Source organism: Paenibacillus sp. CAA11, assembly GCF_003060825.1.
GTDB lineage: Bacteria > Bacillota > Bacilli > Paenibacillales > Paenibacillaceae > Fontibacillus.
On the sequence record NZ_CP028922.1, the window covers coordinates 1,754,602 to 1,778,375 of the forward strand.

Here is a 23,774-nt window from a genome sequence, read left to right on the forward strand (position 1 = left end):
CCTGTCCTCATCTTACCTGATTCAATCTCTGTGTTCCAACAAGGATTCAGTGAAAAGGCATAAAAGCATCCAAAGGCTAGCTGCATCATTCACCAGTTAGCCTTAGGATGCTTTTTATAGCTACTGCTTAGAGGACACGCCGCATGAACAGCCTAACTCCCTTCCAGTATCCGCTGTCCATATCACTGATCTGAACCCCCGGCTTCCCCCAGGTGTGAATCATTTTCCCATCTCCGATAAAAATGCCTACATGTCCGGGAATGCGATCGGATTGAAAACGGCCAGGCACCGTGAAGAAGATCAAGTCACCTGGAAGAAGCTCGGAACGATTGACCCCTTGTCCCGTATCCCCCTGATCCCTGGCCAGACGTGGTAGATCCACTCCAAAGTGCCCAAAGACATGCTGAGTAAAAGAAGAGCAGTCGAAGGTGTGGGATTGTTCGTAAGGCTGAGCTCCGAACTCATATTTTACACCCATAAATTGCTTGGCGTAATTGACCAATTCGTCCCTGTTCACATTTGTGCTAGCTGCTCGAAGGCGGCCCTCTCCACCTGGTGCAGTTTGCTGCTGCTCAATTCGTCTTGGAGGCGTGATCTGGGCAATACTGAGCTTGCGAGTTGGCTTGTTCCAAGTCACGTTGGCACCGAACAGCTCTGTCATGGCCTGAGGCGTCATATAAACCTGGCCATTCCGGTTTTTCGGAACTTGTGACAGAACAATCGGTCGACCCATGGAGAGGGCCTCAGTCTTATTCAATGCTACTTGGTACATGACGTCGGTATACCCAATCTCCACCTTGCTTCCCGATTTCTTCATATGAAGCCCCAACGACTTAACGGCAGAGCTTAGGGGTACATACTCGTCTGTTTGCTTAATTTGTTTAGGCTGCTCCGAAGCGTTCAAGGTTTTCGGCTTCGGGCGTGACTCCGGCTGGGGAGAGTTTGCTGAATTTGGTTTGTTACCGCAAGCCCCACAGGACAAAATGAGAGTTATGCCGACGAGTATTGCAAGGTACTTTTGTTTGCTGTGTTTGTTTAGCATGAGAGATTACGCTCCTTTAGAATCGCGCTGGAATTAGGAGTAGTATGGGACGAAATATGGGTAACTATGTGTGTAGAGGAATTAAAACATTGCGAACGAAAGCGCTATCCGGTAAACTACGTTATCAGAAGGAAGAAAGGAGATTGATAAAGTGAGTCTGTATCAAGCTTATGAAGACAGTTACCAAGGAGAGAAGGCAGTTTACTTAAAGGCAGGACGCTATGAAGCTGTAATGCTGCCAGAGCTTGGAGGAAATATGATCGCTTTTCGTGATACTGAAAACGGTTACCGATTTCTGCGCGAACCTGCCGAAGGACAGATTGAAGACTTTAAAGCAAATCCGGGTGTTTATGGGATTCCTGTTCTTTTTCCGCCGAACCGTTATGAGGACGGTAAATTTCCTTGGAATGGAGAGGTGCTTGAGTTTCCGGTAAATGAAACGGCTACAGGGAATCATTTGCATGGATTTTTACATACGACCGCCTGGGAAGTAGAAGAGCTGGGCACAACGAAGCAGGAGAGCTATGTTACAGTAAAAGCGGTCATCGATGACCAGCATCCCGTCTACAAATACTTGCCTTTTCATTTTACGTTTAAGCTTCGCTATACTCTTAGTGACGAAGGCTTGTCCCAGCAAGTATATATCAAGAACAATGGTTCTAAGCTTATGCCTTGTCTGTTTGCATTCCACACCGCGATAAGCGCTCCATTCTCAGAAGGAAGCAAGCCGGAGGATTACCGTGTCAAAGCAACGATTGGGAAGCGCTGGCAGCTTAACGAGCGGATGCTTCCAACAGGAGAGTATCAGGCGCTGAATTCATTTGAAGAGCAGCTGCAGAGTGAAGGCGTCTATCCGTTTGCAGAAGCTATGGATAATCATTACACCATGCAGTCGCAGCAAGGACGTAACCGGATGGAGCTTACCGACACGAGACTTGGTGTTACCTTAGTTTATGATGTAGGCACCTCATATAAGGAATGGATGATCTGGAATAATAACGCTACTCCAGGCTTCTTCTGTCCAGAGCCGCAAATCAATCTGGTGAACGCGCCAAATACGGACTTACCAGGCGAGGAAATTGGTTTATTTGGCCTAGCAGAAGGAGAAGTTTGGGAATCGGTGTCCAGAATTTATATTAAGGCATAATTCATAACATCAGAAAAGTCCTTATCCCGTTAACTTGGAATAAGGACTTTCTTCAATTGGGGCCCCGTATTAATTCGCGAGCAGCTTCTTTACTTTCTGCTCCTGGCGTCTTGACACGCTTAAGGTTAAAGGATAAGAAATTTTATCCCGGAAATAAATCAGGTGATTCTCCGTAGCTGCAATTTTGGACGTATTTACATAACACTGTAAGGAGACGCGTACAAAGCTAGGATGGGTAACTAGACTATTCAGCTCTTCAACGGACATTCTCTTTTTCTTTGTATAATTTCTGCCATAAAAGCTAACGAGTCCGTGGCTCCCCGTTCTAAAAAAAAATGCATCCTTTACAGGTTCGAATCCTTCAAATACGTCCTTCTCAGCCATCACTACATTCATCTATCCAAATCCCCCTCTAGTAGATGTTTGTGTTAGCGCTTTCATTATAACACGGATTTATACAAATATTAAGGATATATTTGGGAATGGGTAAAGAAATTATGACGCTGGCTTGCCAGCGCCATATACGAATTATAATCATGATTCTACAGAGACACGGGTTTTGCCAAAAAACTGGGATAGGGCAAAGGAGGCGGCACCGAGTACCGTAGAATCCAAATTTAGATGTGAAAACTCAATGCGCACCGCGTTACGGTGGAAGAATAATGACCTCTCATTAACCGTCTTAATGATGGTGCTAGCGATAAATTCCTCGGCCAGGGCCATTCGGTTGCCGATGAGGATTAGCTCCGGATTGAACACATTGACCAGGTTCGCTATCCCAATCCCAAGATATTTTCCAGTCTGCTTAAATAGCTCCACAACTTGGTCGTCTCCACCGGCTGCCAGCTCAATCAGTTCTTCGAGTGTGTTCCTCCTATGCTCAGCAGCTCCGGCTATCTTATGCGGATGAAGCAGCCGGTCGGCTTCTTCAAGGAGTGCATTCTCGGAAGCGTACAGCTCCCAACAGCCGTAGTTGCCGCAGGTGCATCTTATGCCGTCGGCAACGATGGAGAAATGCCCGGCTTCTCCAGAGAAACCGCTCGCCCCTTTGTAAATTTCCCTGTTTAAAATGATGCCGGTGCCGATCCCGTGGCTGACGCTTAAGTAGATCAGATTGTCGACATCACGGCCGGCGCCAAACAGCTTCTCGCCTTCAGCACCGGCATTAGCTTCATTATCGATAATTACTGGAAGCTGCAGCTCATGCACCAATATTTCCTGCAGCTTAACCTCCGACCATCTCAAATTAGGGGCAAATAGTACAGTGCCCGAGCCATCTACAATTCCTGGAACGCCGACGCCAACGCCAACGATGCCATAAGCGCTTGGAGGCGCAAGCTTTGCGAGTTCCTCGACAGCTGTTCGAATCGCACGGATAACTGCGGGGACCTCTGTTTCACTTAGCTCTACAGAAGTCCTGCCCAGTATAGCTCCTTGTAGATCTGTTACCACCGCTGAGACGGCATCGACCTGAATGTCAACGCCAATGGCATGCCCGGCACTGCGGTTAAATATTAGAATTAGCGGCTTACGGCCGCCGCTGGATTCCCCCGGGCCTAATTCAGAAACCAGGTCGCTCTCCATCAATTCACTGACAAGGCTGGACACGGTTCCTTTATTGAGCCCCGTCAGTTCGGAAACCTTGGCTCTGGAGATGGGGGAGAAGCTGCGAATGGTCTCCAGCACTATGCTTTTATTAATTTTCTTGACCAGAAATTGGTCGCCGGTCTGTTTCATCACTCACCTCAATCTATAGGCAGCACGGGTAGGGAATTAGATCATAACAATAAGGCTGGTAAAGGCTGCATAACCCAAGTGTAGAACGGAAATAAAAATTTCGCAAATACTTTGTTTATCCAATCGACAAACTAATAAACTTGGGTTATTATAGGGATGTAAGCACTTTATTTTTAAAATCATTCCTGTCTGGGAGGGTAAAAAATGAGTTATTTTACAAACGTTAATGAAATCGCTTACGAAGGCGGATCTTCCAAAAATCCATTGGCATTCAAGTATTATAATCCGACAGAGGTTGTTGCAGGCAAGACGATGGAAGAGCACCTTCGATTCGCAATCTCTTATTGGCATACATTCACTGCTGACGGAACTGATATGTTCGGCAGAGGCACGGCGATTCGGGGCTGGGATCATTTAAGCGGACTGGATCTGGCTAAAGCACGTGTGGAGGCATCTTTTGAATTTTATGAAAAAATCGGTGCTCCGTTCTTCTGCTTCCATGATGTTGATATCGCTCCACAAGGGGATACCCTGCAAGAGACGAATAAGAATCTTGACATCATCGTAGCGATGATTAAGGAATATATGAAGACCAGCAAGACGAAGTTGCTGTGGAATACGGCAAATATGTTCTCCGACCCGCGGTTCACCCACGGTGCAGGTACATCAAGCAATGCTGCTGTCTATGCCTATGCAGGTGCACAAATTAAGAAAGGGCTTGAAGTCGGCAAAGAACTCGGTGCACAGAACTATGTGTTCTGGGGCGGACGTGAAGGCTATGAGACACTGCTTAACACCGATATGGGGCTTGAGCTGGATAACCTTGCTAGACTGTATCAAATGGCGATTGATTATGCGAAAGAGATTGGCTTTGACGCCCAATTCCTGATCGAGCCTAAGCCAAAAGAGCCAACCAAGCATCAATATGACTTTGATGCGGCTACAACGCTTGCCTTCCTTCACAAGTATGGCTTGAAGGATCATTTTAAACTGAACCTGGAAGCCAACCATGCTACGCTCGCCGGACATACCTTTGAACATGAGCTTCGGGTTGCCCGCATTAACGGAGTGCTCGGCTCCTTGGATGCGAACCAAGGGGATGTGCTGCTGGGTTGGGATACAGATGAATTCCCTCATGATCTGTACACATCCACTTTGACTATGTATGAGGTGCTGAAGAACGATGGACTCGGCAAAGGCGGCATCAACTTTGATGCGAAGGTGCGCCGCGGATCCTTTGAGCCGGAAGATCTGTTCTATGCTCATATCTCCGGAATGGATGCTTATGCTAAAGGTCTGAAGGTAGCGGCGAAAATGATCGAGGACAACGTGTTCGAGAATATCCTTGCAGAACGGTATGCGAGCTTTAAGGAAGGAATCGGCGAGACGATTGTATCCGGTAAAGCTACGCTCCATACTCTGGAAGAATACGCTTTGCAAAATAAACCATTTAACAATAAATCCGGCCGCCTTGAGCTGATTCGTGCGACCCTTAACCAGTACATCCTTGGAGATCTGTAATCCATAATGTTTAGAGTAATTCTCTTAAGGTAAGGAGATTGACCATGAATTATGTAATCGGGATCGATCTGGGAACCAGCTCGGTTAAGGCACTGCTTGTAAATCGCGAGGGCAAAGTGTGCGGTGAAGCTTCGGAAGCCTATCCGCTGATTCAGCCCAAGTCGGGTTATAGTGAACAGGATCCGGAGCAGTGGGTGAACCAGACGCTTGCCGCACTTAGTAAGCTTATGAAGCAGACGGGAATCCAAACGAACGACGTAGAGGGAATCAGCTTCTCGGGCCAAATGCACGGGCTGGTACTGCTGAATGCAGAGCATCAGGTGCTTAGGAATGCTATTCTATGGAATGACACAAGAACGACCAAGCAGTGCCGCGAGATTGAAGCTAAGCTTGGTGAGCAGCTGCTGCAGCTGACCCGCAATCCTGCTTTGGAGGGCTTTACCCTGCCGAAGATACTTTGGGTGAAGGAGCAGGAGCCCGAGCTGTTCCAGCAGGCCGCGTTATTTCTTCTTCCGAAAGACTATCTGCGCTTCCGATTGACGGGAAGTCTCGGCATGGACTATTCGGATGCGGCAGGAACGCTGCTGCTGGATGTAGCGGGCAAAAGATGGAGCCAGGAGATTCTGGAGGCGTTCGATATACCGGAGTCATTATGTCCGCCGCTCATTGAATCTGATGAATGTGTAGGCACCCTGCTTCTGGACATGGCAGCGGAGTGTAACTTAAGCAAAGAAGTAAAAGTGTTCGGGGGCGGAGCGGACAATGCTTGCGGTGCGATTGGGGCCGGCATTCTGAAGCCTGGAGAGACCATGTGCAGCATTGGCACCTCTGGCGTAGTCTTGTCCTATGAAGAGAGCTCGGCAGCGGATTACCACGGTAAGGTTCACTTCTTTAACCATAGCAAACGGGATGCCTTTTACGCGATGGGGGTCACTCTTGCCGCAGGCAACAGTTTGACCTGGTTCAAGGATACCTTTGCTTCGGGTATCTCTTTCGATGAACTGCTGGCAAATCTGAATCAGATCCCGGCAGGTGCGGGCGGCCTTCTCTTCACGCCGTATTTATCCGGCGAACGCACACCGCATGCGGATTCTTCGATCCGGGGAAGCTTTATCGGCATGGATACCGGACACAGCAGAGATCATTTTGCCAGAGCAGTAGTGGAAGGAATCACCTTCTCGCTGCGGGAATCGCTTGAAATTCTGCGCAGCTCCGGGAAGGACATTAGCACGATTGTCTCCATTGGGGGCGGAGCCCGGAATGAGACGTGGCTGCAGATCCAGGCCGACGTCTTCGGCGCAGAGGTAGTTCGGCTGGAGAGCGAGCAGGGACCAGCAATGGGCGCTGCTATGCTAGCCGCTTCAGGTCTGGGCTGGTATGACTCCCTGGAGGCGATTGCCGAAGTGTTCTTGCGGCGCGCAAATGTATACAGACCGGATGCCGAGCAAAGTGCCAAATACGATGAGTTATACCAGATTTATCGTGATATATATGGCAGTACTCGTGGGTTAAACGAGAGATTAATGAATTTTAGACAATAAATATTTGAATGAGGAAGCTGTATTTTGGGGCCATTCGGCTGCAAAGTACAGCTTTTTTGCGCGGAGCCAAGGCCAAACATGCTCGTCCTCTGACTTATTGTACAGGTGCAAACGAGCCAAGGTTGTGATATGTTGATATCAACTGACTAAAGATGAACGGGGTACCTAAAATGCAGCAGAAAATGAGCAGGGATGCCGGAAAGCTATCTGAGCAAATGAAGGAGCATATCCTTCAAATTATACAAGAGGACGGGCTTAAGCCGCATGATCCGCTTCCCTCTGAAGGAGAACTGGCGGAGAGGTTTGGCGTAAGCCGCATGACAAGCAAGATGGCGCTTCAGGCTCTGCAGAAGGAAGGCATTGTCTACCGGATTCCGCGGCGGGGAACCTTTTTGGCAGAACAAGCAGAAATGCATTTTGCTTCGGGCAACTTTTCGACTAATCACAGAACGAAATCGCGATATATCGCTTTAATCGTACCTGGGATTGATGAGTTTGTTGGCAGGATGATAAAGGAAATCGAGCATGCCGGCAGATCCAAGGGACTTAGCTTTATTATCAAGGTGGCTGATCATTTTAATGAGGAGAGTGCTTTGCTTGAGGAGTTGTCAGTACGCAGAGATATCTCGGCCATCCTGCTGTTTCCTGTGGACCGGACGATCTGCGGCGAATCGCTGTTAAAATTAAAGCTGAATCGGTATCCCATTATTATTTTGGATCGTGAGTTTCATGAAGTGGAATTTGATGGTGTGAGTCACGATCACTATGAGGGAGCTTATAAAGCTACTGAATATTTGCTCGATCAAGGTCATGAAGGGATTGGATTTATTACCGAGGAGATCAACAAGGCTACAAGCCGGGAACAGCGTTATCAAGGATACCTTGATGCCTGCATTAGCCGTCAGGCAAGAATAGGGGAGAACCGTATTCTCCATTTAGGGTCTCGTTCAGCCGAGGAGATGCGCGGGGAGGATACAGAGCAGAAGATGAAGGCTTGGCTGAAAGAACGTCATGATATTACCGCTGTCTTCTGTATGAACGATGATCTTGCACTGAGGATGCTTAAGGCGGCTCAGCAGCTTGGGCTCAGTGTGCCTGAGGATTTGTCTATTGTAGGATTTTCCGGCCATCGTATGCTCGAATATGCCCCCATTCAGCTAACAACGGTTCAACAGCCGATGAAGCCATTTGGAGAAGCTGCCGTGCAGCTGCTGTGTGACAGGCTTGCCAATCCCGAGCAAGCTCCCCGGAATATCAAAGTTCCTACCGAACTTGCAAGGCGGGATTCCGTGGCTCACAAAGGCTCCTACAAATAAGTTTAATATTCATATGGATAAGATAAACTCCCTGATTGATTGAGGGAGTTATTTTTTTGGCGAAAAAATGAAATTAAAACAAAAAGATATATGTCAGTTGTTATTTTGTGATATATTCATACCAATTGACATATCAGCTGTCGAATACAATCCTTCTGGAGGTGCTGTTATTGCCCTATCCTAAAATAAGACTGGAAAGATTGAAGAGCTGGAAACTTGATATTGAAGAACGAATTTACAGTCCTATCGCTGAGCTGCAGGTAGAGGCTTGGGTTACTTCTGAACCTGTGTTATATGTTAACCGGAAAGCGGGAAGGAGAGTGGAGCTTAAGCCTGGTGAGCGCTGGGGCGAGCTGTGGGATTGCGCGTGGTTTCATTTCCAGGGGGAGATCCCGCAGGAAGCCAAGGGTCAGCCTGTTGTTCTGCTCATAGATATGAATGGGGAAGTATGTCTCGTTGACCGTGAAGGAACACCGTTTCAAGGGCTGACTAACGTGAATTCCGAGTTTGAACGGCCTCTTGGATTGCCAGGGAAGCGTGTCGTACATATCACCTCCTGCTCAGCTGGCGGGGAAAGGATTGATATGTGGGGCGACGCCGGGTGTAACGATTTGTTCGGATATTATCGCAGCGGAACGCTGAAGGAAGCTGTAATTGCGGTGTGTAATGAGGAGATGCACCAGCTGTATTATGATGTGGAAGTCCTCCTTGAACTGGCGGAGAAGCTGCCGGAAACCAGCTCCAGACGAGCACAGGTGCTGCAGGCGCTCTATGATGCTTCCCTGCTGACGAGCGACTTCACCGAGGAGGAGATGGTTAAAGCTCGTTCTCTTCTGGCAGAACAGCTCTCCAAGCAGAACGGTGATGTCAGCTTGACCGTAAGTGCAGTCGGACACGCGCATCTGGATTTGGCTTGGCTGTGGCCGCTGCGGGAGACGATTCGAAAAGGAGCCCGCACCTTCTCCACCGCGCTGCGCATGATGGAGCGTTACCCTGACTATATTTTTGGCGCTAGTCAGCCCCAGCTCTATCAATGGATCAAGGACAATTATCCTAAGCTATATAAGCAGATTAAGGATAGAATAGCTGAAGGACGTTGGGAGATTCAAGGTGCGATGTGGGTGGAGCCGGATTCCAATATCTCCGGAGGCGAGGCGCTGGTCAGACAGATCTTATACGGGCAGCGGTTTTACCAGGAGGAATTCGGAAAGACCGTAGATACGCTTTGGGTACCGGATATCTTTGGGTACAGCGCCGCCTTGCCGCAGATCTTACTTAAGTCAGGGCTTAAGTATATGGTGACCCAGAAGCTGTCTTGGAATGAGCATAATGATTATCCGCATCATACGTTCTTCTGGGAAGGGATTGACGGAAGCCGGATTCTTACGCATTTGCCGCCGGAAGATACTTATAACTCACCTGCTGCTCCACGTTCGCTGCTTAGGATCGAGGAAGAATATTTGGATAAGAACGTATCCGATCGTGCTCTGATGCTCTTTGGAATTGGAGACGGAGGCGGCGGACCAGGAGAAGAGCATCTGGAGCGTCTGAAGCGAGAGCAAAATCTGCTCGGCCTGCCTAAGGTTGTGCAGGAGACTTCTGCCGATTTCCTCAAGAAGCTGAGTGAGCAGCAGCACCGCTATCAGACATGGCGGGGTGAGCTGTACCTGGAGAAGCACCAGGGAACTCTAACCTCACAAGCGAGGAACAAAAGATATAACCGCAAAATGGAGAAGGCTCTGCGCGAGCTGGAATTTGCGGCGGTGCTCGCCAAGCATCTATGCGGTCTTGATTACCCTGGTGAAGAATTAGAGGGGCTCTGGAAGGAGACGCTCCTGTATCAATTTCATGATATCCTTCCCGGTTCGTCTATTAAGCGTGTCTATGATGAGTCGATTACCAGGTACGAGTCGATGCTGGAGAAGGCAGAGCAGCTAATTAATCAGTGCTATACAGTGCTAGCGACTGCTGCTGGCGGGGAGTGGGCCGTCTTTAATTCCTTGCCTTGGGAGCGAAAGGAGTGGATCAAAGTCTCGGGGAAATGGGCTCATATCCAGGCTCCCGCTATGGGCGTTGTCAGATGCCAGCTGAATGCTGCTGCCGGGAACATTGGAGCGAGTTTAATGGCAGAGCAGAACTGCCTCCAGAATGAACTTCTATACGTCCAGTTTGGAGATTCAGGTTCTATAGTCTCCATTAGGGATAAGCGGGAGAACCGTGAGCTGCTTCTCCCTGGAAGGAACGGTAACGAACTGATTCTGTTCCAGGATGAGGGTGGGGATGCCTGGGATTTCCGGGACGATTACCGGCTGAGGGCGTCCAACGTGCTGAAGCCCAGTCGTTCCCGCGCCTATCTGGATGGGCCAACAGCTGTTATGGAACAGACCTATGAGTTTGGCTCTTCCGCTTTGGTGCAGCAGATTGTTCTTACTGAAGACAGTGCCCGGCTTGATTTTATAACAAGGGTAGATTGGCATGAGAAAAATAAAATGCTGCGGGCAGCCTTCCCGCTGGATGTGCGCTGCGACTATTCGTCAGCCGAAATTCAGTTCGGCCATATCCGCCGCCCGGTGAATCGGAATACCTCCTGGGAGGCGGCCAAGGATGAAATATGCGCCCATCAATGGATTGACCTGTCCGAGGCTGGGTATGGAGTAGCCTTGTTAAATGATTGCAAATATGGTTTCCGCGCAAGCGGCAGCGAACTGGAGATTAACCTGCTGCGAAGCTCGACGTACCCTGACCCCGAAGCAGATCAGGCCATGCATGAATTTGTATATTCTCTGCTTCCGCATAAGGGTGATGCTGCAGCGGCTCGTGTCTATCGGGCCGGCTATGAGCTGAATGTTCCGCTTAGAATGATTCAGGCTGAGGCCGGACTTAAGAATACCTTGATTACGCCATGCTTAGGACAAGGCTTCTCCAGCTTTGTGCTGGACCATGACCAAGTGATGATTGAAGCGGTGAAGCAGGCAGAGGACGATGAGGGAGTCATCATTCGGCTATATGAAGCAGCAGGAGGCAAAGCAAACACTAGACTTAGAATCTCACTTCCATTCCGCACAGTGGAAGCTGTTAATCTCGTGGAAGAACCTGTACTTGAGCCGCAAAATGTTGTGGATGATGAGGTGCTGCTGACCTTTGAGCCCTTTGAGATGAAGACGCTGAAAATTCAATTTTAAAGTTTCATCATGGATTCCCCTCGTTTAAGCTATTTAAAAGGGGGAATCGGCGTGAAGAACCGGACAAAGCTTCGATGGGGAATTCTCGGCTGCGCAAATATTGCTGAAAGCTCAATCATGCCAGCGATTCGGGATTCCAGCAGCGGCATGATTGAGGCGGTTGCCAGCCGAGAGCTTGGCAAGAGTCAGCGGCTTGCCAAGAAGTTTAGAGTCGGCAAGGCTTATAGCAGCTACGAGGAGCTCTTGTCAGATCCAGCCGTAGATGCCGTATATGTGCCTTTGCCTAACCATCTGCACAAGGAATGGGTTATCCTTGCAGCGAAGGCCGGCAAGCATATTCTCTGCGAGAAGCCGATGGCACTTCATGCCTCTGAAGCTGCAGAAATGGTTGAAGCTGCCTCAAAGGCTGGAGTTGTGTTGGCCGAAGCGTTCATGTACCGTCATCACCCGCTGATGTGGGAGATTAAAGAGCGTATCATGTCAGGGGATCTCGGCAGCCTTCGCGTGATTCGTGGAGTTTTTACCTGCAATAGTGCTGAGGATGTGAGCAATATCCGCTTCCGCAGAGAATATGGGGGTGGTGTGCTGTATGATCTGGGAGGATATCCGCTCAGCGCGGCACGTTTCTTCACTGGAGCAGAGCCGCAGGCTGTTACTGTGCATGCTCAGTACTCTCATGAGCATGACGGAGTGGAGATGACGGCGGCTGGACTGCTGGAATTTCCAGGTGGGGTATCCTGCTGCTTTGATGTAAGCTTGTGGGCGGAAGAACGCCGCTGCCTTGAAATTGTAGGAAGCAAGGGGAGGATCGAAATTCCCTTTGCCTTTTCCGGGAAAGCCCAGTCTGGCTACCGCTGGATTCGAAATGGAGTAGAGCTTGTCTTTGAAGAAGAGCATCATAACTCTTATCTCCTTCAAATCGAGGATTTTGGGGCAAGTGTGCTGCAGGGAAGAAGTCCCAAATTCTCAGCTTTGGACGCTGTAAATAATGCCATGCTGCTGGAGGCTTGTCATACGGCTGCGGAACAACAGCAGCGTGTCGTTATGCCTGTCCAAGGGAAGGGACTTGGTTAGAGGATGAAATAAGTGATATGATATATATCATATTGTACATATTATGACTACTGGAGGGAATGACATTGTCTAAAGATCAGAAGTTGCTTCTCTTCATCGGATCTTACGCAGAAGCGGAGAATTCCGGTGTTTATGTCTATGAAATGAATGAGGAGACGGGCTCCTTAACAAGACGGGATGAAGTATCCGGTCTGAAGAACCCAACTTTTCTAAATGTGGATACAGCTGAGCGTAGACTATACTCTATTGGTGAAAGCGCTTTGGAGTCTGGCGGGAAGGCAGCCGAGGCCGTAGCGTTCTCTATTGATGGGACAAGCGGCAAGCTGACTGAGCTGAACCGGGAAGTGAACCTGGATGCGACCACCTGCCATATTAACCGCGATTCCAGCAATCAGGTTCTTATCGTGTCCAGCTATCATGGAGGTAAGGTAGGCCTGGTTCAGCTTGAGAAAGACGGACGGGTTGGTAAGCTTCTGGATGAGAAGCAACATGAGGGACGCGGAGCACATCCGGAGCGCCAGGACCGTCCTCACGTCCACTCTGCCTTCTTCAGCCCGGATGAGCGCTTCTTGTTCGTCAATGATCTGGGTCTGGACATCGTTCGTGCCTATACCGTTGATCTGGAGCAGGGCAAGCTTCATTTCCATGCCGACATCAAGACAGAGCCAGGTGCAGGACCAAGACATCTTGCATTTCATCCAAGTGGGAACTATGTATACGTTATGAATGAAGTGAACTCCACGATCGCTTCCTTCCGTTATGAAGCAGCAACCGGTCATATGGAAGCTGTGCAAGTGGTCAGCACTTTGCCTGATGACTTTGAGGGCGAGAACACCACAGCTGAGATCGCCGTGTCTCAGGACGGCCGGTTTGTATATGGCTCAAATCGTGGCCACGACAGCCTGGTTGTTTACGCGGTAGATGACAAGACGGGTGAGCTTACATTGGTTGAGCGCATCTCTTCTGAGGGTGCCCATCCAAGACATTTTGCCTTGTCGCCAAACGGAAATCACCTCATTGCAGCCAACCGGGATACCAATAACCTGGTGACCTTTAAGGTTGACAAGGAAAGCGGACGACTGAAATTCACTGGAGTTTCAGAAGAAGTATCCAAGCCGGTATGCGTTAAGCCAGTGTACATGTAACAGAGTATAGGAAAGGCCCTCGCTTCATTATGAAGCGGGGGCCTTTTGCGTGTGCGCCCGGCATGGGCGATAACTCGGCGGTGAAAGTCCGCTACAGGCTTGGCAGTAGGAACTGTTAGCTGAAGGCAAGGGTGTCCGCCGCGAGGCGGAATCTGAAGGAAGCCGGAGGCAAACCCTCGGTCTGACGAACAGAAATCACATAGAAGGCATCATGGGACGGACGAGCTTGCACTACAAAGCAAAGTCCAATACTGCCCGAATCCCATGGTGTAAATGTGGCAGATAGATGAGGGGAAGGTTATCGCTCTTACCCGGGGAGGTCTCACAGACGACAAGTAGGAAAAAAAAACCGAAAGACGGAGTAAAGCTTGCTGTGAGAAGTCAGCAGAGGCCATAGTACCCGGAAGGTTTTTTTTTCGGGGAAGGGCCGAACAATCGTAAGTCTCGAGTACATACCGAAAGGAGAGCTGACGCGATGAAAGCAGAATACCGAAAGGGCTACCTGCAAAGGGATAGCGTGGAACGCGAAGAGCATGCGGGAGTGCGGAGCGCCGGCACTCGGGAACGTAAAGAAAGAGGCGGTGCAACAGACCTGCTGGAGCAGATTCTGGACAGAGACAATTTGAACAGAGCCTACAAACAGGTCAAACGCAACCATGGAGCGCCAGGAATCGACGGAATGACCGTAGAAGACGCGCTACCCTGGCTGCAGGAACATAGAGACGAGCTGTTGCAAAAGATCCGGGAAGGCAGATACAAGCCCAGCCCAGTACGGCGCAAGGAAATTCCCAAAGCAGATGGAAGCAGAGTACGGAAGCTTGGCATACCCACGGTCGTAGACCGAGTGATTCAGCAGGCAGTCGCCCAGCAGCTCCAGCCCCTGTTCGAGCCGCTCTTCTCGGAGGGAAGCTATGGCTACCGCCCCGGTCGGAGCGCACAACAGGCCATTCGCAAGGTGAAAGACTATGCAGAACAGGGATACGGCTACGCAGTAGAAATCGACCTCTCCAAATACTTCGACACGCTGAATCATGAGCTGCTTATGCATCTTTTGCGCAAACAAATTCAGGACAGACGCGTAACCGAACTGATTAAGAGATACCTGAAAAGTGGGGTTATGGAGAACGGGGTGCACTGCAAAACAGAAGAAGGCTCCCCTCAGGGAGGCCCCCTGTCGCCGCTTCTGGCGAACATCTACCTGAACGAATTTGACCAAGAGATGAAAGGCCGCGGAGTGAACGTCATCCGCTATGCGGACGATATTGTGGTGCTTGCCAAAAGCAAACGGGCAGCGGTGCGGCTACTGGAATCCTGCGGAAAGTACCTGGAGACCAAACTGAGACTCCAGATCAATACGCAGAAAAGTAAGGTCGGTAGCGTAGTGGCTCGAAAGCACTTCAAATTTCTCGGCTTTGCCCTGGGAAAGAACAAGAACGGCATGTATATCCGTGCCCATGGACAATCCCTCGCAAAAGCGAAGAAGAAGTTGAAAGAACTCACAAGTCGCAGCCAGGGCAGAAATGTTCGCCAAGTCATGGAAAAGGTAAAAGTCTACATTCGGGGATGGATTGGTTACTACTATGTGGCCGACATGAAACGGATCCTGCAAAGCTGGAGCGAATGGTTGCGAAGACGACTGCGGATGTACATCTGGAAACAGTGGAAAAAGCCGCGAACAAAAGTACAAAACCTGCGGAAGCTGGGGATACCGGAATGGCAGGCTTACCAGTGGGGCAATTCCCGTCTCGGGTACTGGCGCATCGCCGGAAGTCCAGTGTTGTCTCGTTCCATAACAAACAAAAAGCTCGTACAGGCAGGATATTATGACTTTCCTGCGCAATACGAGCGTTTACGTAAATTGCACTTATGCGGTTGAACCGCCGTATACCGAACGGTACGTACGGTGGTGTGAGAGGTCGGCTACTCATCTAATGAATAGCCTCCTACTCGATTTTTTTGCGTCTGTGCGGTGAGAGACAATTAAGCCTGTCCGTGGAACAATCCTGATGCCAGAATCCCGTCCCATAATTCGTTAAATTGTGGGATATTCAGCTGTTGGGCTGCATCGGATAATGCGGTCTGCGGCTCCGGATGAACCTCGACCATCACGCCGTCGGCTCCAGCTGCAAGCGCGGCCTTGGCGCAAGGCAGCAGAATATCTTTGCGCCCGGTGGAGTGAGTGATATCCACGAGCACCGGCAGATGTGTCTCCTGCTTCAGCAGCGGAACAGCGGAAATATCGAGCGTATTGCGTGTCCATTTCTCGTAGGTGCGTATTCCGCGTTCAATCAGCATGAGGCGAGTATTGCCGCTAACAGCGATATATTCTGCCGCATGTACGAACTCTTCAAGCGTTGCTGCAATTCCGCGCTTCAGCAGCACGGGAACCTTTGCATTGCCCGCTTCCTTGAGCAGTTCAAAATTTTGCATATTGCGGGCACCGATTTGGATGATGTCGATATAATCCCCGGCGAGCTCAATATGAGCGGGATGTACAATTTCACTGATGGTTGAGAGGCCGAATTCGTCCGCCACCTCTTTAAGCATCTTCAGCCCGTCAATCCCCAGCCCCTGGAAGTCGTAAGGTGATGTTCTCGGCTTGAAGGCTCCGCCGCGCATCACGCGAATCCCGGCCGCCTTGAGTGCTGCGGCTACTGTACGAAGCTGTTCATAGGACTCGACCGAACAAGGACCGGCAATCATAACCTGCGTGTTCCCGCCAATCAGGGTTCCATTTACATCAATAATGGTATTATCCGCCTGTTTCTTACGGCTGACCAGAAGCTGCTGTTTGTGATCTTCCTCCTGAAGATTAAGAGAAGCTTTGAAAATTTCCTTGAACAGGTGCTTGATTTCCGTATCTGAAAACGGTCCTGGATTTTGTTTGACCAATTCATCGAGCATTGCTTTCTCACGAACAGGGTCGAATCTTGGAACGCCTTGCTTTTCCTTGATTTCCCCTATGGCTCTTACAACTTGCGCCCGTTCATTCAAGAGACGAAGCAGGTTTTCGTTCAATTCATCCAGCTGGGCTCTCAGCTGTTCCAGTGATGTAGACATTGTTCATTTCTCCTTCCAAGTCTCTAGGTGGGACAAGAACAAAAAAAGCCGTCCAGCAAGGGACGGCCTATGGCCGCGGTACCACCCTTGTTAGACAGCTAGAAACGTCTCGCTCCGGTACAGATAACGGTGTACATCCGGATTTTCCTAGTAGAGCCAGCTGCCCGTTCAGAAAATCTACTCGTGGAGTGAATTTCAAAGGGGCGCTGGCCGCAGCAGGCTCTCAGTCTAGGCCCGCCCTTCCTGTCGGAACGCTTCCTCTTACTTATCTCCGTCGGCGTATTTATGAGTTACACGCATTATAGGACGTTCTTTCCGTATTGGCAAGCCCTTATTCAACCGCCCTAAATAATTCCCGGCTTCATTTCAGCTGGTCTAAATACCGGGATATCTCTTCTGGCGCAGCTTTTAGCTCGGGGTATTTCAACTTCAGGCTTTCCAGCTCGTGGACAAGAATCTGCAGCACCACATAATCCCGATACCATTTATGGTGTGCGGGAATCCAGTACCAGGGAGCATGCTCTGAACTGGTAGCTGTTAAAGTATGCTCGTATGCACTTTGATAAGCGTCCCAATATTCCCGTTCTGCTAAATCAGCAGGGTCAAACTTCCAGAATTTCTTAGGCTGTTCAAGCCGTTCACGGATTTTCTCGCGCTGCTTGTCTTTGGAGATATGCAGAAACAGCTTAACAATCCGAGTACCTTCAGCCGCTAGCAGCTCTTCGAAATGCCTGATTTGCTGTAATCTTTGCTTGAGCTCTTCATCGGAAAGCGTACCGTGGACTTGAGGGACGAGGACATCCTCATAATGTGATCGGTTGAATGCCGTGATGTATCCTTTGGCCGGTACCTGCTGGTGTACTCGCCACAGGAAGTCCCGGCTTCTCTCTTCCTCTGTAGGCTTCTTAAAGCTGTACACATGAAATCCTTGAGGGTTGATGCCGGCAAACAGATGCTTGATGGTTCCGTCCTTGCCGCTGGTGTCCATCCCTTGCAGAATCACAAGCAGGGCATGGCGTTTGTCCGCGAACAGAATATTTTGAAGATCGGACAGTCTTTCCTTAAGGCTCTTTATTTTTTCTTCTGCATCGTCTTTGACATGGAAGTGTCCCGTATCCGAAGGATCGGCTGTCCGCAGTGTGAATGGCGAGCTGTGAACTTTATATTTTTCGAGATCCACCTTAACCCCTCCTTTTATTGTTACGATTAACCTGTCAGGTTCTTCACTAATCATAAATATGCCTTATAAAAATTATGAAACCTAACTCTTGAATTAGCCGTATTGTTATAGAGCTTGGAGCGAGGCTTATCCCTATGAATAATAATGGTGCAAGCCGCTTCATATAACTTATAATGAAATTATGGTGGAATGATTGATTTTGTAGAAGGAGCAGAATGCTTATATGACCTTTAAAGAGTTTTTTCATCTTCCGGGAATTCGGCGATTTGTCGCCTTACTCACCGCGATCGCTGTGCTTTACATTTTCCGAAGCATGCTGAACCTGATTTTGATCACGTTTATATTGACTTATCTTGTGAATCGGTTGCATGGGTTTATTGTGAAGAGGACGGGCAGATTTGTGAAGCTGAGCAGTCCATTGGTTGTCATATTGATTTATGTGGCACTCATATCGCTCTTAGTTATAAGTGCCTATAGGTACCTACCTTTGTTTGTCGCTGAACTGAGTGATTTGGTCAATCAGGTGATATCCTTCTACAATAAGCCGCCGGAGCTGCCGGATAATGAAATTGTCAATTATTTAATGGAATCGCTGAAGGATATTGATCTGGCTGCGTACATTGACAGTGCATTTGATTTTCTGCTGCACACGGCAACCGACATTGGTGAATGGAGCTTTAATCTGTTTGTGGCGCTTATACTGAGCTTATTCTTCTTGCTGGAGAAAGAGAAGGTAACCCACTTTACAGCGAATTTCCGGAAGAGCAAGGCCGCGTACATCTTTACGGAGCTTGAGTATTTCGGCAAGAAATTCGTCTTGTCCTTCGGAAAGGTGATGGAGGTACAGTTCCTGATCTCCTTGGTCAATTCTATACTGTCTGCTTTCTTCTTATGGATTCTTGGGTTCCCGAATCTGTTTGCTTTAGGGATCATGATCTTCCTGCTTGGGCTTGTTCCTGTTCTTGGCGTGTTCGTATCTTTAATTCCATTATGTGCGATTGCCTTTAAAATTGGCGGTGTCATGAAGATCGTCTACGTTCTGATCATGATCGTAGTGCTGCATGCCATTGAAGCTTATATTCTGAATCCGAAGTTTATGTCCAATAAGACGCATCTGCCTATTTTCTACACATTTATGATCTTGATGGTGGGCGAGCATTTCTTCGGAGTATGGGGATTGATTGTCGGGGTTCCGGTATTCATGTTCTTTCTGGATCTGCTGGAGGTTCCGATTTCAACAACGGGGGCTCCCAAGCTGCCAAAGCCTCCTAAACTGAAAAAGAGCAAGCTTCCTCCAAATCAAAATCAATAAGACAAAAGAGCGCGGGTATCTTCTCATTTTAGAAGAAGCCCGCTCTTTTTGATTCGTGTTAATTAGCTGGGTCAAAGCAAGGCTGCATATTGATTACATAAGCGCTGCAAGTCATGAATGCTTCTTAAAAATCCGCCCGGGCGGCTTCTGCTGCTCCAGGCTGCCATATACTCGGTGAGCAGCTGCTGCAGATGGTCCAGCTGGTGTCTGGCCATCGTTGAGATCTCGGGACAGTTTGGCTCCGCACTTCTATCTTTGAGAGCGAGCTTCAGGCGCCCAAGCCCAACGGCGTGCAGTTGAAACTGCAATGCCGTTCGCAGCTCATGAATGATATAGTCTGCATCATCAGTCCCCGGCACAGCCTCTCCCAGCCTATTGTCTATGTCTAACAAATAATTCTCCATACGATCCAGAGACTCCTTGGACCATTGGCTCGCAATCCGCAGGTTGTCAAGATCACTTCGAAGGAGCATCATCAGCTCGGTGTCATTAGGCCTTGGTGTACCTGTTCCCTGCAAATAACTGTTGCCAAAATCCAGCAGGGTCTGCCCCAGCTTGTCTTCAGAATCTTGGAACACGAATTCGTCCAAATAGGAAGCCAGTAAGTTCTCAGCATGCTCATGCTCAGCATTCCAGCTCAGGAAGCCGCTGAATACGATGCCTGGATAGCTCACGGACAAAGGCTGCAGGTGCCCGTTGTCTCCCCAATCTGTGACCAGGAAACCGATCGCGCCATGAGCCTTGCCATGTACCGCAGCATTTCGGATGTTGGAGAGCATATTTGTGGTTCGGCCGGATAACGAGTTCCAGGAGCTGGTGCCTGGGCAGACGTAGAAGGGGATGCCTGCGGAAGCAAACTGCGCACCGTGTAGATCGAAAGGATGCTCGCCTTCATATCCCCATTCCAAGGCGATGATATCGTTAGGCAGTTCAGGAATGAGCTCAGGATGCTGCAGAATGATGTCTCCCCAGAACATCATAGTTTTACCTCTTGTCTTAAGCAGACTGTATATTTTGAGTAAAAAATCAAGGTAGACCCTTCCTTTACCTAATCGCTCACTTAAGGCTTTGCTATTCCCGAGGCCAAGCTCAAAGGTCTCATCGCATCCAACGTTAAATAGCCTTGAATCGAAGTAGGGCAGCAGGTCATCATAGGTTCTTTCAAGAAATGGCAGGACCCTGGGATCAGAAGGATCCAAGGTGCCTGGCGGACGTGGCCAGCCATTAGGATACATATCCGGATCCACATGATCTCTTGGAAATTCAAAGCCCTCAGGTTTCTCAGCCAAATCTCTAAAATCAGGATGGGCCAGCCAATCCTCCATATGGCCAAAGCTGTTCTGATTGGGAACAAGCTCGATGTACCGCTCCTGGCAGTAGTTTGACAGCTGCATGATTTCATCACCTGAAATAGGCGTTTGCCCCTTCCACATGTGGGGGAAAGATTCATATGCGAAGGGAACTCCCTCGATATACAGCTGGAGCTGATTCATTTTTAAATTTGCCATCAAGTCAACTATTCGAAACAAGGTGTTCAGCTTAGGAATTCGATTTCGACCAATGTCAAGCATGAGCCCTCTTGCAGCAAAATCCGGCTGATCCTCTATAGTGAGTCTGGATACGTTAGCACCGCACTTGTGAATGATCTGGCATAAGGTCACCTTAGCATAATGAAGGGCTTCTGGAGAGCCTCCATAAATTTGGAGCTGATTACCTGTTGAGTCCAAAATATACTGCTGTTGATCTAAGAGCGTATCCAGCTTAAGGAAGATGGAGCCTTTAGGAGCTGCATTCGGGACGGCTGACAGTGACGGACGAATATGAATGAGAGATTGCAGGTCGGTTTGAAGCTGGCGGGCAATCCGGTTGATCTGAGGATTTGGGTCGACGACGACAATCGCCGTTTCTCGGCTAAGCCGAATAACCCCCTCATGCAGCAGCATTTTTTTCGGCTCCGGAAGCACCTGCAATTTAGGAATGCTTAGGCCCATTTTATTGCACCTCTGTTTCTTGTAAAATTTATGAAGAGCACAGTTCCAAATTAGCACCTGTTCATGATGGAAGGAATAGATATGATGACCAAGTACATGGATGATATGATCAGTCCTTATCCGATCCGGATTGTTGATTTGAAGGTGGACCCTTCCAGACTCAAGCTGCAGCATCTAAAAATTGGCCAGGTAGGGCACTTGCCCGGCCGTACTCTGTATAGAGAGAAGGCTGTATTTAAGGAGTGGGCTCTCGTCTTCATCGCGGATGGACGAGGAGTTTATCAGGAAGGAGAGGAGAAGGAGACTGAAGTGCAAGGAGGCGCATACTTCTTCTTTGAACCGGGTAAAGAGTATTGTTTCGGTCCGAAACCTGCTGAAAGCTGGGATGAATATTACATTAACTTCCGCGGGCCCAGAGTTCAGGAATGGCTGCGTGAAGGGCTTGTTTTTCAGGGAGAGGTTAAAACAGCACCGGAAGTGCATAAATGGGTACATAAATTAGAGGCTCTCATTCAGTTGATGGATAGCGGAATCCCTACAGGTGCAGACAGGGCAGCTTTGCAGCTGGAAGCCCTGTTGTATGAGCTGATGATTTCGAATGATAGCGGAAGGGAAGGCGATGACGAACACTGGCCGGAAATTCTGGAGGATTTGAACCGGATGGTGTATGAGCCGCTTCATCCAGAGCTTATTGCCTGCAGGCATCATATTTCCGTTTCTACCTTAAGACGAATTACTAAAGCGCATACAGGTTATCCTTTGGGGGATTACGCAACCCGGCTCAAAGTTGGAGAGGCTAAGCATTTGCTGATCAATACAAACCTGCAGATCCAGGAAATTGCACACTTGCTTGGATATAAGGATCCTTTGTATTTCTCGAGAGTGTTCAAGAAAATTACAGGGGTATCTGCCGGGCGGTTTCGAGACATGATGTAGCTCTATCTAGTTGGAGGGATGATAATGGATGAGAAGGATTATGTTCTGGGGATTGATATCGGGACAACGAGCCTCAAAGCCGTCCTGTTTGGTTCTTGTGGCAAGGTAAAGGCTAAGGAGAGTGTAGGATATCCGTTATATCAGCCAAAGCCTGATTGGGCTGAGCAAGAGCCGGAGGAGATCCTACAAGCGTTGATTGATGCAGTGCGTCATGTGCTGATCAAAGGCGGGATCGCGTCCAACAGGGTTAAAGCCATCGGGCTCAGTACGGCGATGCACTCTTTGATTGCCCTGGATCGTGAGGGGCGGCCGTTGACCAGATCCATCGTCTGGACCGATAACCGAAGTGTTAAACAATCGGACGCGCTTAGAGAAAACGGGGGTCTTAATATTTATCTTCGTACAGGTACACCTATTCATCCCATGTCCCCGCTCTGTAAAATTCTCTGGTTAAAAGAAGAAGCGCCCGAGATATTCCATAACACAGCGATGTTCGCTGGAATTAAGGAATTCATTTTGCACCGCCTATTCGGGGAGTATGTTGTTGATTATTCCATAGCTTCTGCAACAGGAATTCTTGATCTCAGCAGCTTGAAATGGGATGAAGAGGTTCTTCAGCTTCTGGACATCGATACAAGCCGGCTCCCCCGAATTGTTCCGACAACCGAGGTGCTTGCGGGAATGGATAGCGGACTCGCTAATCAGATGGGACTTGATCCGAAGATCCCTTTCGTGATTGGAGCAAGCGATGGCGTACTGGCGAATCTCGGAGTCGGTGCAATAGGCCCTGGAGAGGTGGCCGTAACGATTGGTACAAGCGGTGCTGTACGGATGGTAACCGACGCTCCGCTTACCGATGAGCGAGGCCGGACCTTCTGCTATGCCCTGACTGACCGTCATTGGGTTGTAGGGGGTCCAACCAATAACGGCGGGATCATGCTTCGCTGGCTCCGGGATGAATTTGCTTCTTCTGAGGTGGAGATCGCCAAGCGGCTGGGGAAAGACTCTTACGATCTGATGATTGAGTATGCCGAAAAGGTTCCGGCAGGCGCAGAAGGACTGCTGTTTCTGCCGTTTCTTACAGGGGAACGGGCTCCTTATTGGAACCCGAATGCACGAGGAGTGTTTTTTGGCATCAGTCTGAGACACCGCCGAGAGCATTTTATCCGGGCCGTGCTTGAGGGTGTGGTGCTGAGCATTTTCTCGGTTGGCGTGGCTCTTCGGGATTTGGCTGGCCCGGCGAATCAAATTATCGCCTCAGGCGGGTTTGCCCGTTCTTCCGTCTGGAGACAGATTCTCTCTGATGTGATGGGGAAAGAGTTGCTGGTGCCAGAGGTAGAGGAGGCCTCTGCGCTTGGTGCAGCAGCGCTCGCTATGTACGCTATCCATGAGCTGTCTTCATTCGAAGAAGTAAAGAGCTGGGTGCGGATCACTCATCGCCACGAGCCAAATCTGAAGAGCAGCGAGGTATACTTACAGCTATTTGATATGTACGAGCGAATCTACAACAAGCTGGAAAGCGATTTCGAACTCATGGCGGAATTTCAGCGGAGCGGAGATTTCGAAAAAGCCACCGGGAAGTCTTGAATA

Annotated in this window: 17 protein-coding genes and 1 other annotated feature; of the genes, 11 read left to right on the forward strand and 6 right to left on the reverse strand. The window is 49.2% G+C overall.

Annotated elements, in window-relative coordinates:
• Positions 1-127: 127 nt before the first annotated feature.
• Positions 128-1,042 (reverse strand): C40 family peptidase, encoded by a 915-nt coding sequence (locus tag DCC85_RS08295; protein ID WP_108465151.1) that lies wholly within the window; start codon positions 1,040-1,042, stop codon positions 128-130.
• Positions 1,043-1,193: 151 nt separating this feature from the next.
• Here DCC85_RS08295 and DCC85_RS08300 point away from each other — a divergent pair, with 151 nt between their 5' ends.
• Positions 1,194-2,189: an aldose 1-epimerase gene (locus tag DCC85_RS08300; RefSeq protein ID WP_108465152.1), complete on the forward strand. Its 996-nt coding sequence runs from the start codon at positions 1,194-1,196 to the stop codon at positions 2,187-2,189.
• Between the two features lie 69 nt (positions 2,190-2,258).
• Here DCC85_RS08300 and DCC85_RS08305 read toward each other — a convergent pair whose 3' ends face one another.
• Both DCC85_RS08305 and DCC85_RS08310 read right to left on the reverse strand, forming a co-directional pair.
• A complete protein-coding gene (locus tag DCC85_RS08305; protein ID WP_108465153.1) occupies positions 2,259-2,585 on the reverse strand; it encodes a LytTR family transcriptional regulator DNA-binding domain-containing protein in 327 nt (108 codons plus the stop codon).
• Positions 2,586-2,723: 138 nt separating this feature from the next.
• Entirely contained in the window at positions 2,724-3,926 is a 1,203-nt protein-coding gene (locus DCC85_RS08310; protein WP_199909988.1) for an ROK family protein, read from the reverse strand.
• Between the two features lie 204 nt (positions 3,927-4,130).
• On the opposite strand from DCC85_RS08310, the gene xylA reads away from it, so the two are divergent.
• The 7 genes from xylA to ltrA all read left to right on the forward strand — a co-directional run bounded on the left by xylA (position 4,131) and on the right by ltrA (position 15,581).
• Positions 4,131-5,447: a xylose isomerase gene (gene xylA, locus DCC85_RS08315; protein ID WP_108465155.1), complete on the forward strand. Its 1,317-nt coding sequence runs from the start codon at positions 4,131-4,133 to the stop codon at positions 5,445-5,447.
• A 44-nt stretch (positions 5,448-5,491) separates the two neighbouring features.
• Positions 5,492-6,988, forward strand: coding sequence for a xylulokinase (gene xylB / locus DCC85_RS08320; RefSeq protein ID WP_108465156.1), 1,497 nt, complete (start codon positions 5,492-5,494; stop codon positions 6,986-6,988).
• 170 nt (positions 6,989-7,158) lie between these two features.
• On the forward strand, positions 7,159-8,304 hold the full coding sequence (locus DCC85_RS08325; RefSeq protein ID WP_159081816.1) for a GntR family transcriptional regulator: 1,146 nt from the start codon (positions 7,159-7,161) through the stop codon (positions 8,302-8,304).
• A 200-nt stretch (positions 8,305-8,504) separates the two neighbouring features.
• Positions 8,505-11,486: an alpha-mannosidase gene (locus tag DCC85_RS08330; protein WP_234414385.1), complete on the forward strand. Its 2,982-nt coding sequence runs from the start codon at positions 8,505-8,507 to the stop codon at positions 11,484-11,486.
• 51 nt (positions 11,487-11,537) lie between these two features.
• Complete coding sequence (locus tag DCC85_RS08335; RefSeq protein WP_234414386.1) at positions 11,538-12,560, forward strand: Gfo/Idh/MocA family protein; 1,023 nt, start codon at positions 11,538-11,540, stop codon at positions 12,558-12,560.
• Between the two features lie 65 nt (positions 12,561-12,625).
• Positions 12,626-13,705: a lactonase family protein gene (locus tag DCC85_RS08340; protein ID WP_108465160.1), complete on the forward strand. Its 1,080-nt coding sequence runs from the start codon at positions 12,626-12,628 to the stop codon at positions 13,703-13,705.
• A gap of 475 nt (positions 13,706-14,180) precedes the next feature.
• Complete coding sequence (gene ltrA, locus DCC85_RS08345) at positions 14,181-15,581, forward strand: group II intron reverse transcriptase/maturase (RefSeq protein ID WP_108465161.1); 1,401 nt, start codon at positions 14,181-14,183, stop codon at positions 15,579-15,581.
• Positions 15,582-15,685: 104 nt separating this feature from the next.
• On the opposite strand, the gene DCC85_RS08350 is transcribed toward ltrA, so the two are convergent.
• Positions 15,686-16,765: a bifunctional 3-deoxy-7-phosphoheptulonate synthase/chorismate mutase gene (locus tag DCC85_RS08350; protein ID WP_108465162.1), complete on the reverse strand. Its 1,080-nt coding sequence runs from the start codon at positions 16,763-16,765 to the stop codon at positions 15,686-15,688.
• Positions 16,766-16,820: 55 nt separating this feature from the next.
• Positions 16,821-17,052: a binding site (T-box leader), on the reverse strand.
• 74 nt (positions 17,053-17,126) lie between these two features.
• Positions 17,127-17,945 carry a PPK2 family polyphosphate kinase gene (locus DCC85_RS08355; protein ID WP_234414387.1) on the reverse strand — a complete coding sequence of 273 codons (819 nt, stop codon included), beginning with the start codon at positions 17,943-17,945 and terminating at the stop codon, positions 17,127-17,129.
• Between the two features lie 223 nt (positions 17,946-18,168).
• On the opposite strand from DCC85_RS08355, the gene DCC85_RS08360 reads away from it, so the two are divergent.
• A complete protein-coding gene (locus DCC85_RS08360; protein ID WP_108465164.1) occupies positions 18,169-19,257 on the forward strand; it encodes an AI-2E family transporter in 1,089 nt (362 codons plus the stop codon).
• Between the two features lie 71 nt (positions 19,258-19,328).
• Here the strand turns inward: DCC85_RS08360 and DCC85_RS08365 are convergent, their stop codons facing one another.
• On the reverse strand, positions 19,329-21,248 hold the full coding sequence (locus DCC85_RS08365) for a beta-N-acetylhexosaminidase (RefSeq protein WP_159081817.1): 1,920 nt from the start codon (positions 21,246-21,248) through the stop codon (positions 19,329-19,331).
• Positions 21,249-21,329: 81 nt separating this feature from the next.
• On the opposite strand from DCC85_RS08365, the gene DCC85_RS08370 reads away from it, so the two are divergent.
• Positions 21,330-22,184, forward strand: coding sequence for an AraC family transcriptional regulator (locus DCC85_RS08370; protein ID WP_159081818.1), 855 nt, complete (start codon positions 21,330-21,332; stop codon positions 22,182-22,184).
• 24 nt (positions 22,185-22,208) lie between these two features.
• The gene (gene gntK, locus DCC85_RS08375) at positions 22,209-23,771 is read left to right on the forward strand and encodes a gluconokinase (protein WP_159081819.1); all 1,563 of its coding nucleotides are present in this window, start codon (positions 22,209-22,211) and stop codon (positions 23,769-23,771) included.
• The last annotated feature ends 3 nt before the right edge of the window (positions 23,772-23,774 follow it).